The organism is Microbacterium yannicii (assembly GCF_024055635.1).
GTDB classification, from domain to species: Bacteria; Actinomycetota; Actinomycetes; order Actinomycetales; family Microbacteriaceae; genus Microbacterium; species Microbacterium yannicii.
On sequence record NZ_JAMXMB010000009.1, the window covers coordinates 32,876 to 48,288 of the forward strand.

13 protein-coding genes are annotated in these 15,413 nt (G+C 70.3%); 5 read left to right on the forward strand and 8 right to left on the reverse strand.

Annotation, left to right across the window (positions count from 1 at the left end; translation table 11 throughout):
- Positions 1-31: 31 nt before the first annotated feature.
- The 5 genes from NCG93_RS04555 to NCG93_RS04575 all read right to left on the reverse strand — a co-directional run bounded on the left by NCG93_RS04555 (position 32) and on the right by NCG93_RS04575 (position 2,992).
- Complete coding sequence (locus NCG93_RS04555; RefSeq protein WP_163617337.1) at positions 32-355, reverse strand: DUF2469 family protein; 324 nt, start codon at positions 353-355, stop codon at positions 32-34.
- A gap of 60 nt (positions 356-415) precedes the next feature.
- A complete protein-coding gene (rnhB, locus tag NCG93_RS04560) occupies positions 416-1,075 on the reverse strand; it encodes a ribonuclease HII (RefSeq protein WP_194415211.1) in 660 nt (219 codons plus the stop codon).
- On the reverse strand, positions 1,072-1,848 hold the full coding sequence (lepB, locus tag NCG93_RS04565; RefSeq protein ID WP_194415210.1) for a signal peptidase I: 777 nt from the start codon (positions 1,846-1,848) through the stop codon (positions 1,072-1,074). The genes rnhB and lepB overlap by 4 nt, the downstream gene beginning before the upstream one ends.
- A gap of 136 nt (positions 1,849-1,984) precedes the next feature.
- Positions 1,985-2,329 carry a 50S ribosomal protein L19 gene (rplS, locus tag NCG93_RS04570; RefSeq protein ID WP_194415209.1) on the reverse strand — a complete coding sequence of 115 codons (345 nt, stop codon included), beginning with the start codon at positions 2,327-2,329 and terminating at the stop codon, positions 1,985-1,987.
- A gap of 168 nt (positions 2,330-2,497) precedes the next feature.
- Positions 2,498-2,992 carry an MFS transporter permease gene (locus NCG93_RS04575; protein WP_194415208.1) on the reverse strand — a complete coding sequence of 165 codons (495 nt, stop codon included), beginning with the start codon at positions 2,990-2,992 and terminating at the stop codon, positions 2,498-2,500.
- 121 nt (positions 2,993-3,113) lie between these two features.
- Here NCG93_RS04575 and map point away from each other — a divergent pair, with 121 nt between their 5' ends.
- A complete protein-coding gene (gene map, locus NCG93_RS04580) occupies positions 3,114-3,896 on the forward strand; it encodes a type I methionyl aminopeptidase (RefSeq protein ID WP_194415207.1) in 783 nt (260 codons plus the stop codon).
- Positions 3,897-3,916: 20 nt separating this feature from the next.
- On the opposite strand, the gene treZ is transcribed toward map, so the two are convergent.
- The 3 genes from treZ to glgX are packed head-to-tail and all read right to left on the reverse strand — an operon-like array spanning position 3,917 to position 10,221.
- A complete protein-coding gene (treZ, locus tag NCG93_RS04585) occupies positions 3,917-5,650 on the reverse strand; it encodes a malto-oligosyltrehalose trehalohydrolase (protein ID WP_252787446.1) in 1,734 nt (577 codons plus the stop codon).
- Positions 5,647-7,992, reverse strand: a complete 2,346-nt coding sequence (gene treY, locus NCG93_RS04590) for a malto-oligosyltrehalose synthase (RefSeq protein ID WP_194415206.1) — start codon at positions 7,990-7,992, stop codon at positions 5,647-5,649. The genes treZ and treY overlap by 4 nt, the downstream gene beginning before the upstream one ends.
- A 15-nt stretch (positions 7,993-8,007) precedes the next feature.
- Positions 8,008-10,221 (reverse strand): glycogen debranching protein GlgX, encoded by a 2,214-nt coding sequence (gene glgX, locus NCG93_RS04595; protein WP_194415205.1) that lies wholly within the window; start codon positions 10,219-10,221, stop codon positions 8,008-8,010.
- Between the two features lie 311 nt (positions 10,222-10,532).
- Here glgX and nirB point away from each other — a divergent pair, with 311 nt between their 5' ends.
- The 4 genes from nirB to NCG93_RS04615 are packed head-to-tail and all read left to right on the forward strand — an operon-like array spanning position 10,533 to position 15,410.
- A complete protein-coding gene (nirB, locus tag NCG93_RS04600) occupies positions 10,533-13,112 on the forward strand; it encodes a nitrite reductase large subunit NirB (RefSeq protein WP_194415204.1) in 2,580 nt (859 codons plus the stop codon).
- Positions 13,109-13,507 carry a nitrite reductase small subunit NirD gene (nirD, locus tag NCG93_RS04605; RefSeq protein ID WP_194415203.1) on the forward strand — a complete coding sequence of 133 codons (399 nt, stop codon included), beginning with the start codon at positions 13,109-13,111 and terminating at the stop codon, positions 13,505-13,507. Before nirB ends, nirD begins: the two co-directional genes overlap by 4 nt.
- Positions 13,504-14,277: a uroporphyrinogen-III C-methyltransferase gene (gene cobA, locus NCG93_RS04610; RefSeq protein WP_194415202.1), complete on the forward strand. Its 774-nt coding sequence runs from the start codon at positions 13,504-13,506 to the stop codon at positions 14,275-14,277. The genes nirD and cobA overlap by 4 nt, the downstream gene beginning before the upstream one ends.
- The gene (locus NCG93_RS04615; RefSeq protein WP_194415201.1) at positions 14,274-15,410 is read left to right on the forward strand and encodes a uroporphyrinogen-III synthase; all 1,137 of its coding nucleotides are present in this window, start codon (positions 14,274-14,276) and stop codon (positions 15,408-15,410) included. The genes cobA and NCG93_RS04615 overlap by 4 nt, the downstream gene beginning before the upstream one ends.
- Positions 15,411-15,413 lie beyond the last annotated feature (3 nt).

Genomic DNA, 15,413 nt, shown 5'->3' on the forward strand with positions numbered 1-15,413 from the left:
CAACAGGCGCGGTTGGGGAGGAACCGCGGACTCAGGTGTCGAGCGACAGCTCTTCCGGGAGGTGGAAGTCGCGACGCGACAGCTCTTCGACGTTGACGTCCTTGAACGTGAGCACCCGCACCGCCTTCACGAAGCGGTCGGCACGATAAATGTCCCAGACCCAGACATCCGTCATCGAGATCTCGAAGTAGAAGTCGTGCTCGGTATCGCGTCGCACGACGTTCACCTCGTTGGCGAGGTAGAAGCGCCGCTCCGTCTCGATCACGTACTGGAACTGCGAGACGACATCGCGGTACTCGCGGTACAGCGCCAGCTCGAGCTCGCGGTCGTAGTCTTCGAAGACCTCGTCATCCATGGTGGTTCCATCCTATGGGCGCAGACGCGCGCGGCGATCCGGGTCCGCGCGTGGCGAACGCTAGAAGAGCGTGGGCGCGTCGGCGATCGACCACGACGCGCGGTGGTGCCGGCTGATGCCGTGCGCACGGATGGCTTCGCGGTGGTCGGGGCTGGCATAGCCCTTGTTGCGAGCCCAGTTGTACGCCGGCAGCTCCTCGTGGAGCTCGGTCATCAGTGCGTCGCGCGCGACCTTGGCGATGACGGATGCCGCCGCCGCCGACGCGCAGTCCCGATCGGCTTTGATGACCGGCCGCACGTTCAGGGTCCACGCGCCCGCCGGGCGGATGTAGTCGTAGTTGCCGTCGAGGATGACGATCGCCTCCTCTGCCGCGACGCCCTGCGCCCGCAGGTCGGCGATCGCGCGGACCGCGGCGAGGCCGAGCGCACGCATGATGCCGATCTCGTCGATCTCCTCGGAGCTCGCCCAGCCCACCGCGCTCGCGGCGACCCACGAGGCCGCCCGCGCCGCGACGTCCGCGCGACGCAGCTCGGGGACGAGTTTCGAGTCGCGGAGCCCTGAGGGGATGCGCTTGCGCGAGCGCGGCGCGTCGACGACCGCCGCGCCGACGGCGACCGGACCGGCCAGCGCACCTCTGCCCACCTCGTCGCACGCGATCACGAGCGTGTGCTCCCGCAGGAGCCGGCGCTCGAGGGTGAGACGAGGCTCGGCGACCGTCACTTCGAGCCGCCCTCCGGCTCCGGTGCGGGCACCCCGGCGAAGACGTCGTGATGGAAGTCCAGGAAGCCGAACCGGTCGAAGGGCCAGGTCACGAGGAACGCGCGCCCGACCAGGTTGTCGAGCGGCACGAAGCCCTTGCCGGGCTGGTCGGTGTTGTACCGCGAGTCCTTGGAGCGGTAGCGGTTGTCGCCCAGCACCCACAGGCTGCCCTCGGGCACGACGATGTCGAACGGATCGCCCGATGCCGCCGACTCGCCCGCCGGCAGCTTGATATAGCCGCTCTCGTCGACGGGGACGTCGTTGACGCTGATCTGGCCGATGGCGTTGCAGCACACGACGTGGTCGCCCGGCAGTCCGACGATGCGCTTGACGAGGTGGTCATCGCTGTCGGGCGCAGCGAGCCCCACGAGAGACAGCACCCACTCCACGCCCTCGACGATCGGGGGGCGGGCAGGCTCGGTGCTCGGCGGCAGCCAGCCGCCGGGATCCTGGAAGACGACGATGTCGCCGCGCTCGTAGCCGCCGAAACGCGGCGTGATCTCGTCGACGAGGATGCGGTCCTTGACGTGGAGTGTGTCCTCCATCGAGCCGGAGGGGATGTAGAAGGATCTGACGAGGAACGTCTTCACGACGAGCGACACGAGGACGGCGATCAGGATGATCACGATCACGTCGCGGAGGAACACGAGCCAGCCCCGACGACGCGGCTGAATGGTCGCCTCAGGCTGGGGCCCGGGCGCCGGCTCGGCGGGAGCCGACTTCTCGGTCGTCATGGAGTTCCTTCACGGATGCCGTCGGTCGCGGCGACCCGTCTTCAAGGGTCGCACATTCCAGCCCGCGCGGAGAACGGACGAAGCCCCGGACGCCAGAGCGTCCGGGGCTTCGAGAAAGCGCTGAGGGCAGCGTGCGTCAGCCGCGCTTCTCCTTGATCTTGGCCTTCTTGCCACGGAGGTTGCGCAGGTAGTAGAGCTTCGCGCGGCGCACGTCGCCGCGGGTGACGACCTCGATGTGGTCGATGACCGGGGAGTGCACCGGGAAGGTGCGCTCGACGCCGACCTGGAAGCTGATCTTGCGGACGGTGAAGGTCTCGCGCACGCCGTCGCCGGAGCGGCCGATGACGACACCCTGGAAGACCTGGATGCGCGAGCGGTTGCCCTCGGTGATGTTGACGTGCACCTTCACGGTGTCGCCAGCGTTGAAGGCGGGGATGTCGGAGCGGAGTGAAGCCGCATCGACGGCGTCGAGGATCTGCATGATCGTCTCTCTCTGCGGCCGCCACAGGTCGACCGCGGGAAGTAAGGTGAAGGACTCGGTGTGCCGCAGGCCTCCGGCGTGACGCCGTTCAGCTGATTCCCCTGAGGCAGAACCTGTCAGGGCACAAACATCCATTCTGCCATGGATGCCGCACCCGGCCAAAACGTGTCAGCTCGCAGGCGGCGTCTGCTTCTCGTTGATGACGATGACCTCGCGCTCCTCGGCCTCCGGCTCGCCCGTCTGCGCCGGGATGTAGGCGACGCCCTCCGACGTATGCAGGACGAACCGCGAGGGTCGTGCCTCGCTCCAGAGCTGCCACAGCTCGAGCCAGAACAGCGCGACGCCGGCCAGAATTGTGAGGACCATCACGGGGGCCCACCAGGCCTCGGCGAAGAAGCCGAGCGAGATCACCAGCAGGTGCCACACGGTGAAGCCCAGGACGTCCCACCACGAGACGGCGCGATGGGCGCGGACGGTACCGCGCGCCCGCACCAGGAGCGTGAGGATCAGCTGCCAGATGAACACGCCGGGGATCGCGAGGAACAGCACCCAGAGGAACGCCCAGCCGCCGGCATTGAAGACGGCCCATCCGACGAAGAGCCACAGCGGCAGCAGGAATGCCGCCGGAATGAGCCAGCCGAAGAACGCGCGACGCAGCCACATGCTTCCGATGCTACGCCGCCGCCGCGCGTCGTGGCGCGGTTCCGCGTGGCACGGAGCATCCTCCCAGCCCGGTCATGGCGAGTCCGACAGAATGGAGGAGGACTGAGAGGAAGCCCCACACATGATCGAGCTGCGCACCCCTGCCGAGATCGAGGCGATGAAGCCCGCCGGGCGATTCGTCGCCGAGACGCTCGCGACGCTGCGCGACGAGACCAAGGTGGGCACGAACCTCCTTTCGATCGACCGCCGCGCACACGAGCTGATCCGCCGGGCCGGCGCCGAGTCGTGCTACATCGACTACCACCCGTCCTTCGGCGCCAGCCCGTTCGGCAAGGTGATCTGCACCTCGGTCAACGATGCGGTCCTGCACGGCCTCCCCTTCGACTACACGCTTCGCGACGGAGATCTGGTGTCGCTCGACTTCGCGGTGTCGATCGACGGCTGGGTCGCCGATTCGGCCGTCTCGTTCGTCGTGGGCACACCGCGCGACGAGGATCTCGCGCTGATCGACACCACCGAGCGGGCGCTGGATGCGGCGATCGCGGCGGCGACGGTCGGCAATCGGATCGGCGACATCTCGGCGGCGATCGCCGCGGTCGCCCATGGCGACGGGTATTCGATCAACACCGATTTCGGCGGGCACGGCGTCGGCCGCGAGATGCACGGCGACCCTCACGTCGCCAATGACGGCAAGGCCGGACGCGGGTATCCGCTGCGGGCCGGCCTCGTCCTCGCCCTCGAGCCGTGGTTCCTGCAGACGACCGACGAGCTCATCACCGACCCGGACGGCTGGACGCTGCGCTCGGCCGACGGCTCGCGCGGCGCCCACTCCGAGCACACCGTGGCGATCACCGAGGACGGCCCCATCGTGCTCTCGGACCGCTCGTGGCTCGGCGTCCGCTGAGATCTGCCCGTCCGGTGAGATCAATCGGTCTCGCTCGCGACGACCACCGCTGAACGCGCCGGAAGCACGAGCGTCTCCGCCTCAGCCGCCACTCCCGGATGGGTGGACAGCAGTATCCGCCGCGGGCCGCTCACCGGCAGGCGGACGAGCGCCGTCGAGAAGTTGACGATGACCTCCGTGCCGCCGCGCTCCAGGCGGAACCAGCGCGCATCGGCGTCGGCCGTGGCCGCGAGGTGGTGGAAGTCGGGGTCGGCGAGGTCGGGGCGCTGCCGGCGCAGCGCGAGGAGCTCGCGGTAGAGCGCCAGCATGCGGGCATGCATGCCGGCATCCTTCTCGTCCCACCGCAGGATGGACCGCCGGAACGTCTCGGGGTCCTGCGGGTCGGGCACGACGGACTCGTCCCACCCCATGCGGGCGAACTCCGCCGTGCGACCGCGGGCGGTGGCCTCCCCCAGCTCCGGTTCGGGGTGGGAGGTGAAGAACTGCCAGGGAGTGGAGGCGGCCCACTCCTCGCCCATGAACAGCATCGGCGTGAAGGGTGCGAGCACGGTGAGGACGGCGGCGATGGCGAGACTTCCTTCGTCGAGCGTCTGCGAGAGGCGGTCGCCGGCCGCCCGGTTGCCGATCTGGTCGTGGTCCTGCGAGAACGTCACGAGCCGCCAGGTCGGGATGCGGGGGTCGATGGGGTGGCCGTGTTCGCGCCCGCGGAACGACGACCACGTGCCGTCATGGAAGAAGCCGCGGGTGGCCGCCTTCGCCAGCGCGTCGAGGGAGGCGAAGTCCGCGTAGTAGCCGGTCGTCTCTCCGGTGAGGGCCACGTGCAGCGCGTGGTGGTAGTCGTCGCTCCACTGCGCCGTGAGCCCGTAGCCGCCGGCCTCGCGCGCCGCGATCAGCCGGGCGTCGTTCATGTCGGATTCGGCGATCAGCGTGAGTGGACGGCCGAGGTGGGCACTGAGCGCATCGACGGACTCCGCGAGCTCCTGCAGGATGTGGACCGGTCCGTCGTCCTTCAGCGCGTGGACGGCGTCGAGCCGCAGGCCGTCGACGTGATGGTCGCGCAGCCACATCAGCGCGTTCTCGACGATGTAGCGCCGGACCTCGGCCTCGTCCAGGTCGACGGAGGAGCCCCACGTGTTCGACTCGGCGTCGCGCAGGTACGGTCCGAACTCGGGCAGATAGTTGCCGCTCGGACCGAGGTGGTTGTAGACGACGTCCTGGATCACTCCGAGCCCCGCCGCATGGCACGCGTCGACGAAGCGCTGGTAGGCGGCCGGCCCGCCGTACGGCTCGTGGACGGCGTACCAGAGCACGCCGTCGTAGCCCCAGTTGTGCACGCCGTTGAAGCCGTTGACCGGCAGCAGCTCGACGAAGTCGATGCCGAGCTCCACGAGGTGCCCGAGCCGGCGGGCCGCGGCATCCAATGTCCCCTCGGGTGTGAAGGTGCCGATGTGCAGCTCGTAGACCACTCCCCCGGCGAGCTGTCGCCCGGTCCACGAGCCGTCGTTCCACTCGTGGACGCCGGGATCGAAGACCGCGCTCAGCTCGTGCACGCCGCGAGGCTGACGCCGTGACCGGGGATCGGGGCGTGCGACCGCCGCGTCATCCAGGACGAACCCGTACTCGTCGCCGTGCTGCAGCTCGACCTCGGAGCGCCACCAGCCGCCGCCGACGTGCGTCAACGGCGTGTCGTCGCCACGGCCGGGCGCGCGCAGCGCCACGGTCTCGGCCCGCGGAGCCCAGACCTCGGGGATCACGACGGCTCCCCCGGGATCAGCAGCGCGACCGGATAGACGTCGAGCACCTCCGCCAACGCGAGGTGGCCCGCAAACGACCGCCCCGTGAGCACGTCGGTGGTGGGTCCGGCGTGCCGCAGGAGGACCGTGTCGCCCCATGGGGATCCCGTCGCCTCACCACGCCGCGCCAGCGCCACCGGGTGACGGGTCGCCACCGCCACCGCGCCGCCGCGGTCGGCGGCGATCGCGTGCTGGGCGGCGGAGCCGACCACCGTCATGGGCGTGTAGCGGGTGAAGAGGTCGGGGCGGTCGCGGCGAAGACGCAGCGCACGGGAGGTGACGAGCAGCTTCGCCGCACCGCTCCGGTCGACCATCGGCAGCTCGCCGGCGTCGATGCGCGACAGCAGCCGACGGCGTTCGTCGAAGTCGACCGGCCGGCGATTGTCGGGATCGACGAGGCTCTGCTCCCACAGCTCGCTGCCCTGATACACGTCGGGGACGCCGGGACCCGTGAGCTGCAGCAGCTTCGCCGACAGCGCGTTGGACCAGCCCGCGCCCTCGATCTCGGAGACGAAGGTCTCCACGCGCGCCGCCACGGCGGGATCATCGAAGGCCGCGTCCACCGCCGCGTGCATGCGGCGCTCGAACGCGGCGTCGGGCTCCAGCCACGACGTGGCCTCGCCGGCCTCACGCGCCGTCTTCTCGGCGTAACCGTGCAGGCGCTCACGCGACGCCGGCCAGGCACCCACGATGGCCTGCCACAGGAGGGCGTCGAAGGGTCCGTGGCCGGTGGTGGCGGCATCCGTCAGCTCTTCCAGCACCTCCCCCCACCGCTCGGGGATCTCGGAGAGCACCGCGAGGCGTGCGCGCACGTCCTCGCCCCGCTTGGTGTCGTGCGTCGACAGGGTCGTCATGGAGTGCGGCCAGGCAGCGTGCCGAGCCGCCTGGGCGGCGTGGAACTCGTCGACCGACAGGGCGAACACGGAGGGATCCGCGCCGACCTCGGTGAGCGTCCCGAGACGGGACGCCCGGTAGAACGCCGTGTCCTCCACGCCCTTCGCCATCACCATGCCGCTCGTCTGCTGAAAGCGCAGGGCGGCGGGATGCTGCGCGTCGGCGAGCGCCGGAAGCACCGCGTCGACCGTGGCGGCGAGGTCGGGCCGGTGTGTGCGGGCGGCGTCGGCAGCCTCGTTGAGGTGCTCGCGTCCCGCCGGCAGGTACGACCGGTACACGGGAAAGCGTGCGAGGAGCTCGACGAGCGCATCCTCTGTCGCAGGATCGTCGGGCGCACCGAGGTCGCGCGCGAGACGACGCACCTCGGAGCGCAGGATCCCCTCGCCGATGGCGCGCTTCGTCGCCGCGATGAGCTCGGGCCAGGGCGCACCGGCGGGCAGGTGCGAACGCTCGCGCAGTCGCGCGTCGAGCGCGTCCAGCTGCGCTTCGCCGGCGGCATCCACGAGCACCCGGTCGATGGCGGCGAGCGCCTCGTAGCCCGTCGTGCCGTCGGCGGCGAAGAACTGCGGCAACGTCTCGCCGTGCTCGAGGATCTTCTCCACGAGGACGTAGGCGCCGCCGGTGAGATCGTGCAGGCGCTCGAGATACTCCACGGGGGCGCGCAGGCCGTCCGGGTGATCCACGCGCAGGCCGTCGACCAGACCGTCGGCGAACCAGCTGCCGATCTCGCCATGGCTCGCAGCGAAGACCGCCGGGTCCTCGACGCGTACCGCCGCGAGACTCGACACGCCGAAGAATCGGCGGTAGTTGAGGTCGGAGCCCTCCCGGCGCCACGCCATGAGCTCGTAGTGCTGCCGCGCGTGCACGGCGAGCACGTCGCCGGGGTCGGACCCCGCGCTTCCCGGAGCGAGCGGGAAACGGTGGTCGTAATAGCGGAGCTCGCCCTCCTCGACGCGAAGGGCTCCTGCGGCGGCCGCCTCTTCGAGCTCCTCTCCGAGGACCGGCAGCCGCACCTTGCCGCCGCCGAAGTCCCAGTCGATGTCGAAGGCCGGCGCCCAATGAGACCCGCGGCCGTGCGCCAGCACGTCCCACCACCACGGGTTCTCTTCCGCGCGCGCGACGCCGACGTGGTTGGGCACGATGTCGACGAGGATGCCGCGACCGGCCTCATGGAAGGCGCGGGCGGCGCGCTCGAGGGCAGCCCGCCCACCCCGTGCCGCATCGACGGATGTCGGATCCACGACGTCGTAGCCGTGATCGGACCCCTCGGAAGCCGTGAGGAGGGGCGAGAAGTAGACCCAGTCGACCCCGAGATCGCTCAGGTAGCCGCGAAGGGCGGTGGCGTCATCGAGTGTGAACGACGGACGGATCTGCAGGCGATACGTGGTGGCGGGACGCGACGTCGGCACGGCTCTTCCGTCCTCTCAGTGGGGAAGCTCTGCCCGCGGAGCGGCGGCCCGCACCTCGTCCGGTCCGACCGGATTGGCGGCCGCGAGCGACGCCGCCACCGAGTGGTCGACCTCGGGCTCGGGCAGCTTATGCTCCCGCAGCACCATCAGCGACCGCGCGGGCACCTGAAGGGTCGAGCCGGGGTCGATCGGCTCGGTGTTGGCGTGAACGCCGGCGGTGTCGACGATGACATCCCACTTCGGGCTGAACTCCACGGCGGGGATCAGGAAGTCGACGGAGTCGTCTCCGGCGTTGAACAGGACGATGAAGTGGCGGTCCGAGATCGCCTCGCCGCGCCGGTCGCGTTCGCGGATGCCGTCGCCGTTGAGGAACACGGCGACGGCACGCCCGACCCCGGAGTCCCAGTCCTCCGGCTGCATCTGCGAGCCGTCGGGGCGCGCCCACACGATGTCGGGGATCGGCGCACCCTCCTCGCGGCGCACCGGGCGTCCGTCGAAGAAGCGACGGCGACGGAATGTCGGGTGCTCACGACGCAGTCGCGCCAGAGCCGCGGTGAACTCGAGGAGCGGCTGGTCGGGCGCGGACCAGTCCACCCAGGTGATCTCGTTGTCCTGTGCGTAGCCGTTGTTGTTCCCGCCCTGCGTGCGGCCGAGCTCGTCGCCGTGCAGCAGCATAGGTACGCCCTGGGACAGCATCAGGGTCGCAATGAAGTTCCGCTGCTGGCGGGCACGCAGCGCCAGCACGTCCGGATCGTCGGTCGGTCCTTCGACCCCGCCGTTCCACGAGCGGTTGTCGTCGGCGCCGTCGCGGTTGTCCTCGCCGTTCGCCTCGTTGTGCTTCTCGTTGTACGAGACGAGGTCGCGCAGAGTGAACCCGTCGTGCGCCGTGACGAAGTTGATGGATGCCACCGGCCGGCGCCCGGAGTGCTCGTAGAGGTCGGAGGAGCCCGTAAGTCGCGAGGCGAACTCGCCGAGGGTCGCGGGCTCCCCGCGCCAGAAGTCGCGCACGGTGTCGCGATACTTGCCGTTCCACTCCGTCCACTGGGGCGGGAAGTTGCCGACCTGGTAGCCGCCGGGGCCGACATCCCACGGTTCGGCGATGAGCTTCACCTGCGACACCACCGGATCCTGCTGGACCAGCTCGAAGAAGGTCGACAGCCGGTCGACCTCATAGAACTCGCGCGCGAGCGTCGACGCGAGATCGAAGCGGAAGCCGTCGACGTGCATCTCGAGCACCCAGTACCGCAGCGAGTCCATGATCAGCTGCAACGTGTGCGGGTTGCCGACATTGAGGCTGTTCCCGGTGCCGGTGTAATCGGTGTAGTAGCGCTTGTCGTCGTCTTCGAGCCGGTAGTACGCCTCGTTGTCGATTCCCCGCATCGACAGCGTCGGGCCGAGGTGGTTCCCCTCGGCGGTGTGGTTGTACACCACGTCGAGGATCACCTCGATGCCGGCGGCGTGCAGAGCCTTGACCATGGCTTTGAACTCCTGCACCTGCTGGCCGCGCTCCCCGCTCGAGGAGTAGGTGTTCTGCGGCGCGAAGAACGCGATCGTGTTGTAGCCCCAGTAATTCGAGAGGCCGTTCTCCTCGAGCGTCGAGTCGTTGACGAACTGGTGAACCGGCATCAGCTCGATCGCGGTCACGCCGAGCTTCTCGAGGTGCTCGATGACCGCAGGGTGAGCGATCGCGCTGTACGTGCCGCGGATCTCCTCGGGAATCGCCGGGTGCAGCTCCGTGAGCCCTCGCACGTGCGCCTCGTAGATGAACGACTCCGCGTACGGCGTCTTCGGCTGCCGGTCGCCGCTCCAGTCGAAGTACGGATTGACGACGACGCCCATCATCTGGTGGGACGCGGAGTCCTCGTCGTTGCGTGAGTCGGGATCGCCGAAGTCGTAGCCGAACACGGCCTGTCCCCACCGCACCTGACCCTCCACCGCCTTGGCGTACGGGTCGAGCACGAGCTTGTTCGCATTGAACCGCTTGCCCGCCGCGGGGTCGTACTCCCCGTGGACCCGATAGCCGTAGCGCTGCCCTGGCTGGATCGACGGCAGATAGCCGTGATGGACGAAGGCATCGACGTCGACGAGGTCCACGCGGGTCTCGGTGCCGTCGTCGTCGAAGAGACAGAGCTCGACGCGCTCGGCACCTTCGCTGAACAGCGCGAAGTTGGTGCCGCTGCCGTCGAACGTCGCCCCCAGCGGATACGGGGAACCGGGCCAGATCTGCATGCAACCTCCATTTCGACGGGGCCTTCACACTAGCGGGCGCGAACGAGAGAGGGCTGGGGTGGCGCCCAGCGCAGCGGAGGAGGTATGCGCGCCAGGAGCGCGTCGTTCTCACACCGCGGGCGCGCGGGCTGTGAGAGAAACGTTCGCTCGGGGTAACGGCGGACGGTCAGGCGGTGAAACACCGCCCTCATAGCGTCAGCATCACCGAGACCTACGCCCCACGAGGAGGAGCCATGGCGCACCGGGACCGTGTCGAAAGCCGGAAACATCACGCTGACGCTGCTGCAACATCCGCCGCGTACGGTGACGACATGCGCGACACCCCTGCCCTCGGCACCCACGTGGTGGTCGTCGGTGCGGGCATGGTCGCGCACCGATTCGTCGAGAGCCTGCTGAGCAGGGCCGGCGAGCAGTGGCACATCACGCTGATCGGCGAGGAGCAGCGTCATCCGTACGATCGGGTGGGCCTGACGGGGTTCTTCGCGGGCGCGTCGGCCGAGGACCTCGAGCTCGAGCGCACGGTCCTCGAAGACGGCCGCGTGCGCTTCCTCCGCGGCGACGCCGTGACCCGCATCGATCGCTCCGCGCGCCGCGTGACCACGCGCAGCGGTACGAGTGTCGCCTACGACAGGCTGGTGCTCGCGACCGGCTCCTACGCGGCACGGCTCGCGGTCGACGGCTTCGGCCTGGAGGGATGCTTCGTCTACCGCACGCTCGACGATGTCGAGAAGCTCGAGGAGTTCGTGCAGCGACGTTCCGCAGAGCTCGGCCGACCGCTCGTGGGCACGGTCATCGGCGGCGGTCTGCTGGGGCTCGAAGCGGCCGGTGCCCTGCAGGGGCTCGACGTCGCCTGCACCGTGGTGCAGTCCTCCGACCGCCTGATGTCGGCCCAGCTCGATCTGGCCGGCGGCAACGCGCTGCGTCGGCTGATCGAATCGCGCGGCATCGCCGTCAAGACCGAGACGGTGACGACCCGGCTGGACCCTGACAGGTCGGGTCAGGTGACCGGCCTCGAGTTCCGCGACGGCTCCTACGCCCGCACCGATGTCGTCGTCTTCACGGTAGGCGTGCGTCCGCGCGACGAACTGGCCCGCGGCGCGGGCCTCGACGTGCACGAACGCGGCGGCGTGCTGATCGACGACGGGTGCCAGACCTCCGACCCGCGCGTGCTCGCGATCGGCGAGGTCGCCAACTACGACGGCATGTGCGTCGGACTGGTCGCGCCCGGCTACGCGATGGCGGAGGTCGCCGCGACGAGGCTCCTCGGCGGCGAGGCGTCCTTCCCCGGCTACGACCTGTCGACGAAGCTCAAGCTGTCGGGCGTCGATGTGGCGAGCTTCGGCGACGCCTTCGCCGAGACCCCCGGCGCGCTCGACGTCACCTACGCCGACCCGGTGGCCGGGGTCTACAAGAAGCTCGTGCTCTCGGACGACGCCAAGACGCTGCTGGGCGGCATCCTCGTCGGCGATGCCTCGGCGTACGGCTCGTTGCGGCCCCTCGTCGGCGGTGCGCTCGGGGGCGACCCGGCCGCCTACCTCATGCCCGAGGGAGGTGTCGCGGCGCCGACCGGCGACCTTCCCGACGACGCCCTCGTGTGCTCGTGCAACAGCGTCACCGCCGGCCGCATCCGCGGTGCGGTCCACGACGAGGGCTGCACCGACGTCGCCGGCATCAAAGCCTGCACGAAGGCGGGAGCGGCCTGCGGCTCGTGCGTGATGATGGTCAAGAAGATCGTCGGCACCGAGCTCGCGAAGACCGGTGCGGCGCTGAGCAACGCCATCTGCGAGCACTTCGACATGTCACGCCGTCAGCTGTTCGACGCCGTCCGCGTCTCAGGGCTGACCACCTTCAGCGCCGTGATCGAGCGCTTCGGCACCGGCCGCGGCTGCGACATCTGCAAGCCTGCGCTCGCGAGCATCCTCTCGACGCTCGTGCGCGGGCACGTCCTCGAGGGTGAGAACGCGACGCTGCAGGACACCAACGACCACGTGATGGCGAACCTGCAGAAAGACGGCAGCTACTCGGTGGTCCCCCGCATCCCGGGCGGTGAGATCACGCCCGAGGGACTCGTCGTGATCGGCCAGGTCGCGAAGGACTTCGGGCTGTACACGAAGATCACCGGTGGGCAGCGCATCGACATGTTCGGCGCGCGCCTCGAGCAGCTGCCGGACATCTGGCAGCGCCTGGTCGAGGCCGGGTTCGAGTCCGGCCACGCGTACGGCAAGTCGCTGCGCACGGTGAAGTCGTGCGTCGGGTCCACGTGGTGCCGGTACGGCGTGCAGGACTCCGTCGGCATGGCCGTGCAGCTGGAGCTGCGCTACCGCGGCCTGCGCTCGCCCCACAAGATCAAGCTCGGCGTCTCGGGCTGCGCCCGCGAGTGCGCCGAGGCGCGCGGCAAGGACGTCGGGGTCATCGCCACGGAGGCGGGCTGGAACATGTACGTCGGCGGCAACGGCGGCTTCACGCCGCGCCACGCGGTGCTGCTGGCCGAGGGGCTCAGCGACGACGAGCTGCTGACCGCGATCGACCGCTTCCTGATGTACTACATCTTCACCGCCGACCGCCTGCAGCGGACGGCGCCGTGGTTCGAGGATCTGGACGGCGGCATCGACGGACTCCGCGCCGTGATCTTCGACGACAGCCTGGGCATCTGCGCCGACCTCGACGCCGCGATGGCCGCGCACGTGGACTCCTACGAGGACGAGTGGAAGGCCACGCTCGAGGATCCCGAGAAGCTCCGTCGGTTCGCCTCGTTCGTGAACGCGCCCACGACTCCCGACCCCTCGCTCGCCTACACGGCCGAGCGGGGACAGCCCCGACCCGCGACCGAGGACGAGCGCGCCGATTCGCGCGTGCTCATCGCCGGAACGACCCTGGAGGTGCGCCGATGACGCTCGTCGACCCGCAGACGGCCGAGTACACCGCTCCCGACGGCTGGGTGCGCGTGTGCGCCCTCGACGACCTCGAGGTGGAGCGCGGCCGTGCAGCCCTCCTGGGCGGCACGCAGATCGCGCTCTTCCTCCTCCACGCACCGGACGGGTCGGGCGGGCGCGTGCATGCGGTGTCGAATCTCGACCCGTACAGCCACGCCCACGTCATCTCGCGGGGGATCGTCGGAACACGGCAGGACGTCCCCACGGTGGCGTCCCCGATGTACAAGCAGGTGTTCGACCTGCGGACGGGTGCGTGCCTCGACACGCAGGGCAAGGAACCGAAGAGCCTGCACGTCTGGCCGGTCGCGGTGGACGACGGGCACGTCCTGGTCCGCTGGGAGGGCGAGCGATGACCGGGCCGGTGAAGGACTCGGTCGGGCGCGTCGACCTCATCGGCGGCGGTCCCGGTCCGATCGACCTGCTGACCCTGCGCGCGTGGCGGCTGCTCCAGCGCGCGGAGGTCGTCGTGATGGACCGGCTGGGGCCGACCGACATCCGCGACCACGTCGGGCCGGACGTCGAGGTCATCGACGTGGGCAAGCACCCCGGACACCACCCGGTGCCGCAGGAGGAGATCAACGACCTCCTCGTCGCCCGGGCACGCGACGGCAAGCGCGTCGTGCGCCTGAAGGGCGGCGATCCGTTCGTCTTCGGCCGCGGCGGCGAAGAGATCGCCGCCTGCCTGGCCGCGGGCATCCCCGTCGACGTCGTGCCGGGAATCTCGAGCGCCATCGCGGTGCCGCAGGCCGCCGGCATCCCGGTCACCCATCGCGGCGTCGCCGGCGCCGTCCACATCGTCAACGGCCCGTCCGAGGTCACTGAGGCGACGCTCGCCGCGCTCCGCGACGACAGCGTGACGACCGTGATCCTGATGGGCGTCGGCGCACTGCCTCGCATCGTCTCCGATGCGCTGCACGCCGGCGTGCCCGCCGACCGCCCGGTGGCGATCGTCGAGCGCGGTCACCACCGCGATCAGCGGACGACGCGCAGTACGCTGGGCACGGTGGTGTTGGATGCCGGACGTGCCGGTGTGCGAAACCCCGCCGTCATCGTCGTGGGCGACGTCGCCCGTGCCGGGCTGCTGCAGCCCGAACACCAGCTGGCAGGTGACACCGTCCTTTGAGCTCCACCACCCGCCCCACCCTGTCGGCCGCACTCGACGGCTGCACGATCGTCATCGCCGTCGACCGTCGCTCGTCCGAGCTGGCCGCCGCTCTGGAACGCCACGGCGCGCAGGTCCGCCACGCACCGGCGCTCACGATCGTGCCGCACATCGACGACGACGCGCTGATCGCCGCCACGCTCGAGCTCATCGCACGTCAGCCCGACGTCGTGGTCGCGACCACGGGTGTCGGCTTTCGCGGCTGGATGGAGGCGGCCGACGAGGCAGGGCTCCTCGACGATCTGCACGCCGCGCTCGCCCGCGCGCAGATCGTCGCCCGCGGCCCCAAGGCCCGCGGCGCGATCCAGCAGGCGGGTCTGACCGCGGACTGGGTGGCGGAGTCCGAGACGTCCGTCGAACTCGGCGAGTTCCTGCTCGCCGAGGGAGTCGCCGGCAGGCGGGTCGCCGTGCAGCACCACGGCTCGGGCGCCGACGGCCTCGACGAGCTGTTCACGCGCGCCGGTGCCGACGTGGTGAGCCTCACCGTCTACCGGTGGGGCCCGCCGCCGGATCCGGCGGCGGTCTCGCGCTCGGTCGTCGCGGCCGCGGCAGGCGAGGTCGACGCCGTGCTCTTCACCTCCGCACCCGGCGCCGCCGAGTGGATCACCGCGGCCCGGAACGAAGGCGTGCTCGAGGCGATCGTCGAGCGGGAGACGGAGCGGCGCGTGCTCATGGCCGCCGTCGGGCCGATCACCGCAGGTCCGCTGCAGGATGCGGGGCTGCACCCGCTGATCGCCGAGCGCGGCCGTCTCGGCTCTCTCGTAAGAGCCGTCGTGACGCATTTCGGCGGCGGCGGCGCGGCATCCCTTCCCACCTCCGCGGGTCGGCTCGAGCTGCGCAGCGGCGGGATCGTCCTGGACGGACGGCACATCGCGCTCTCGCGCAGCGCCACCGACATCGTCGCGGCCCTGTTCGACGCGCAGGGCGGCGTGGTCTCACGTCCGCGCCTGCAGGCGGCGCTCCCCCGGTCGGGAGAGAACACGCATGCGGTCGAGATGGCCGTCGCCCGGCTGCGCGAGGCGCTGGCCGTGCCCGACCTGGTGAAGACGGTCGTCAAGCGCGGCTACCGGCTCAACGTCATCGAGCCCGCCTGAGCG

Bases quoted from the DNA above. Each gene is read 5' to 3' on its own strand.
- glgX (WP_194415205.1), bottom strand. From the start codon at position 10,221: ATGCAGATCTGGCCCGGTTCCCCGTATCCGCTGGGGGCGACGTTCGAC.
- map (WP_194415207.1), top strand. From the start codon at position 3,114: ATGATCGAGCTGCGCACCCCTGCCGAGATCGAGGCGATGAAGCCCGCC.
- NCG93_RS04555 (WP_163617337.1), bottom strand. From the start codon at position 355: ATGGATGACGAGGTCTTCGAAGACTACGACCGCGAGCTCGAGCTGGCG.
- NCG93_RS04575 (WP_194415208.1), bottom strand. From the start codon at position 2,992: ATGTGGCTGCGTCGCGCGTTCTTCGGCTGGCTCATTCCGGCGGCATTC.
- nirB (WP_194415204.1), top strand. From the start codon at position 10,533: ATGCGCGACACCCCTGCCCTCGGCACCCACGTGGTGGTCGTCGGTGCG.
- lepB (WP_194415210.1), bottom strand. From the start codon at position 1,848: ATGACGACCGAGAAGTCGGCTCCCGCCGAGCCGGCGCCCGGGCCCCAG.
- rplS (WP_194415209.1), bottom strand. From the start codon at position 2,329: ATGCAGATCCTCGACGCCGTCGATGCGGCTTCACTCCGCTCCGACATC.
- nirD (WP_194415203.1), top strand. From the start codon at position 13,109: ATGACGCTCGTCGACCCGCAGACGGCCGAGTACACCGCTCCCGACGGC.
- cobA (WP_194415202.1), top strand. From the start codon at position 13,504: ATGACCGGGCCGGTGAAGGACTCGGTCGGGCGCGTCGACCTCATCGGC.